The sequence below is a fragment of the Kitasatospora sp. NPDC058063 genome (assembly GCF_042885395.1).
Classification (GTDB): Bacteria; Actinomycetota; Actinomycetes; order Streptomycetales; family Streptomycetaceae; genus Kitasatospora; species Kitasatospora lactacystinica.
In genome coordinates this window covers 1-3,554 of sequence record NZ_JBHVSD010000068.1, presented here as the reverse complement: position 1 = coordinate 3,554, position 3,554 = coordinate 1, and the positions used below count along the sequence as shown (strand labels likewise).

Annotated in this window: 4 protein-coding genes; 3 read left to right on the top strand and 1 reads right to left on the bottom strand. The window is 35.8% G+C overall.

Annotated elements, in window-relative coordinates:
• Nucleotides 1-117 precede the first annotated feature (117 nt).
• The 3 genes from ACFVUY_RS43255 to ACFVUY_RS43245 all read left to right on the top strand — a co-directional run bounded on the left by ACFVUY_RS43255 (nt 118) and on the right by ACFVUY_RS43245 (nt 1,609).
• Nucleotides 118-489, top strand: coding sequence for a hypothetical protein (locus tag ACFVUY_RS43255; RefSeq protein WP_387094544.1), 372 nt, complete (start codon nt 118-120; stop codon nt 487-489).
• Between the two features lie 144 nt (nt 490-633).
• Complete coding sequence (locus ACFVUY_RS43250) at nt 634-1,116, top strand: replication/maintenance protein RepL (RefSeq protein ID WP_098896829.1); 483 nt, start codon at nt 634-636, stop codon at nt 1,114-1,116.
• 142 nt (nt 1,117-1,258) lie between these two features.
• A complete protein-coding gene (locus ACFVUY_RS43245; RefSeq protein WP_387094541.1) occupies nt 1,259-1,609 on the top strand; it encodes a helix-turn-helix transcriptional regulator in 351 nt (116 codons plus the stop codon).
• Between the two features lie 1,241 nt (nt 1,610-2,850).
• On the opposite strand, the gene ACFVUY_RS43240 is transcribed toward ACFVUY_RS43245, so the two are convergent.
• Entirely contained in the window at nt 2,851-3,168 is a 318-nt protein-coding gene (locus ACFVUY_RS43240; protein WP_387737353.1) for a hypothetical protein, read from the bottom strand.
• Nucleotides 3,169-3,554: the final 386 nt, after the last annotated feature.

Sequence of the window (3,554 nt, the reverse complement as noted above, 5' to 3'; positions counted from 1 at the left end):
CGTTCTTATATGGTAAATCCCATTATATCAAGGTTTTGACGCTAATTTGTTTTCTAAGGTTTTATTTATAAGAAAAACAAGTGCATGCCCCCCATGCAACCAATTTGCATTCGATGCATGGCAACCGTTCATACCCGTTTCCCCCGTTCGTTTTGGGGTGGCGCGCTGGCTAGGGGTTCGGGGACTAGTCCCCGTTTGCGTCTCTTATTTTTAGAAAACGGAAATTTAGGACGGCCGATCTGGCGGTTCGGCAGGTACAATTGCTATACCAAGCCGATCATCATTCACTTCGTTTTGGGTATGTTCGGCTTGGCGATATGCCCTAACCTGCCGAAATTTGAAATGCAAGGAGAAAAGAGTGGAGATTTTTTAAGTGATTTTCTTAAAAAATACTACTCGAACCTTGCATGGAAAATAGCCCTTATATTTATAGATAAGAGTGAAAAAAGGAGGGAAATGGTTAAAAACATTGATATATCAGTAGTTTAAGAGGGTTTTAATCGGTGTAATTTTTTATACTGTTTGGTGTAATTTTTTATACTGTTTGGTGTAATGAAAATAAACTGTTGTATTTAGGGTACACCATTTAGTATAATATAATTAAACTAAATGAAGTGATGAGGGGTGACTATTATGAGTGAAAAACAACCTAAGAAAAAGACCATTACAACAAGAAAAAAAGTAAGATTTACAGGTACACAAAAATATATTAACCAAGATACTGGTGAAATAGTCGAAATGAATGTTACTGAAATTGAAGAAAGAGATGCAAACTTTCATAAAGTTTGGTTAGGTCATGTCATTCAATCCTTAGATTTAATTGGTAACAAAAAAATCAATATACTTACTTTTATTATGAGTAACCTTAACAAAGAAAATCAGTTTTTATATACATACTCCATGATTGAAGCTGAAACAGGTATTTCAAGAAAAACAATTGCAGATACAATGACAGCCCTACAAGAAAGTGATTTTCTCAAAAAAGTAAAGAATGGTCACTATGAAGTAAACCCAGACCAAATTTTTAAAGGTGGTAAAAATTCAAGAATGGATATCTTATTAAGATACAAAAATCTATCTTCGTTATCCTCACAAGAGCAAGAAGATGATAATTAAGGAGGTGATCCAAACGAATCACAGCAAGTCCAAACTAAATAAAACAAAAGGGCATTTCTCCTGGCAGAGAAACACCCCATGTGAAAACATATACAAGTTAATTATAACATGGGTTGCCCTCAAAAAATAGGAGGGTCTTATCATGGATCAAAGCGAAAAACTATTAATGGGTATCGAAAATATTCTAAGTGTAGCCTCTGATTTAGTTGATGAAGTTGCTCGACTGAAAAGTTTAGAAGAAGAATGCAAAATCCTGAAAGAGAAAGTCTTTATGAATCAGTTTACTAAAGCAGAACAAGAAGTCTTTGCTCTTGCTATTGATGGTCATTCTATTTTAGAGATACAAGACATTCTCCATAAAGAAGAGTGCACGATTAAGAATCAAAGAAGAAGTATCTTAAGGAAATTGAATACACCCTCTATGACAGAAGCTGTTCAACAGTTTCAGAATTTACATCAAGAACCCTCACAAAAACTAATACGTACTTCATAACTATAAAATAGCCTTAAAGGCTATAGAAGCAGGCTTAAGCCTGCTTTTTCTTTTACCCGTGCAATAGGATATTGCAAATTTGCTATATAAAGGTTGCGTAACTGCTGCAACCTTTGAGCAAACTACTCAAAATGGATAGCGTTCTTCCTTAGCTAATACTCCATTGCACCTAACAAACTACCTCGCCACCTTTCAACCGACTTAGAGGTAGTTTGTTTTTTTATGGACAAGAAGTCATAGAACTTTAAAGACAAGCATATAATCTAAAAAAGAACCTCACGTGCTCATGAATTGAACTAGTAGATAACCCATGAATACATTGTATTCATGGGTTATTTGCTTTTTATATGCATTAAAACATCATAACCAGAGCAAACTACTCAAGATGTCCCAGACATCGACTCATAAAACTAAACTCTGCTACAGAAAAAACCTACCTCTTTTAACTGAGAAGAGATAGGTTTTTCTGTTTTTTAAGCTGCATACGCTATACAAAGGTAGTTAACATAATGTCTCTTTCCGGAACACATCACCAAAAAGAACCCTCTTGGGAGAAGGGTTCTCGATGGGGTCTTGTTTCTTCTTTATGCAGCTTTTTATACATCCTTGATATGACAGCTTTTCTTATCATGATGAATGACCTAAAGATGAATAAAAAGTGCACCTTTTATTCATATGCTCCTTTTAGAAAAGATAGTATTTAGAGTAAGAACATGGTAATATTTACTTGCAGTTATCTTTTCTATAATTGTTGTACGTTCGAACCCTGTAAAAAAGCTATCTCATTTCTATGCAAAGCCAATGCCCATAGAATGAGATAGCTTTTTTTGTGTATATAAAACTATTTATTTTTACTCGAAGCTTTTAAAAAATAGTTTGTATAAAAAAAGGAGAAATTTCATGTTAAGTAAATACGAACTCCTATTATTCAACAGGGAACTCTTATTCCTAATAGAACAACATTCGACCTGTACCGACTCTAGTTTAAAAGAGATTCTGATGACTCAAATTGCTCTTATGCTTGCTGTTCTCAGCTAGATTTCATATTATTATCTTTCCATTTCTTGATCTTGTCTTTTATTTCGTTTTTGAATCCCACCAACATATTGAAAGAACGAGATTTTCTTCACCTTTTCTACATGCTTATCAATCCAATTCAATGCTTTTTCCTTCCAGGCTTTTAATGTCTTATTTTCTTTTCGTAATTCATTAACCTCTTGATTCACTTTATCAAGCTCTTCTTATGGGACATAATTCTCTATATAATCAATGTTCATTTCTGTTAAACTGTCATTCAGTTTATTTGCCTGTACAAGCTCTTTTTTCGTTTTCTTATGTTTCTGCTTCTCAATCATTAAATCATCGCTGAGAGAGCTTATATGAGCTTTATATTGCGTATCTAGTTCTCTCTTAACCTCATCTTTTACATTTTCCTTCTGTTCAGCAGAAAAATCACGGACAAGCTTCTGACACATTTGTTTTTTCGCCTTCTCGTTGGTTGTGTTTTTGGATCTCCAATATTGCGTCTTTGTGGAACTTTTACATGCGGATAATCCCATATTTGGCCATCCCTCAATCCCCAATTTTGACCACTGTTCTTAGGGCGAGGATACCACAACTTTAGATTTGGTGTAACGCACTACACCAATTTTTCATCTTCGATAAAATTGGGAGCGCGCTCTACGAGGTAGGCGGTCGGATTCCTCCCTGTGTTTGGCTTCGCCAAAATGAAAAAAGACATCCTCAACGGATGCCCTTTTTCATCAAGACCGTGGACGCCGTCCACCACCTGTAAGGGGAACTCTTCCCCTTAACCCCATCCTAACCACTCCCCCACCCCCCTCACTTTTTTGAGGGGGCACCCTCACCGGTTGGCGTCAAACAAACGCGTTTGTTTGAGTGCCAAGAGGGTCTTGGTGTGGAAAGCTTGTCAATTCCTTAATGC

Coding starts and splice junctions, on each gene's coding strand:
- ACFVUY_RS43245 (WP_387094541.1), top strand. CDS start 1,259: ATGGATCAAAGCGAAAAACTATTAATGGGTATCGAAAATATTCTAAGT.
- ACFVUY_RS43250 (WP_098896829.1), top strand. CDS start 634: ATGAGTGAAAAACAACCTAAGAAAAAGACCATTACAACAAGAAAAAAA.
- ACFVUY_RS43240 (WP_387737353.1), bottom strand. CDS start 3,168: ATGGGATTATCCGCATGTAAAAGTTCCACAAAGACGCAATATTGGAGA.
- ACFVUY_RS43255 (WP_387094544.1), top strand. CDS start 118: ATGGCAACCGTTCATACCCGTTTCCCCCGTTCGTTTTGGGGTGGCGCG.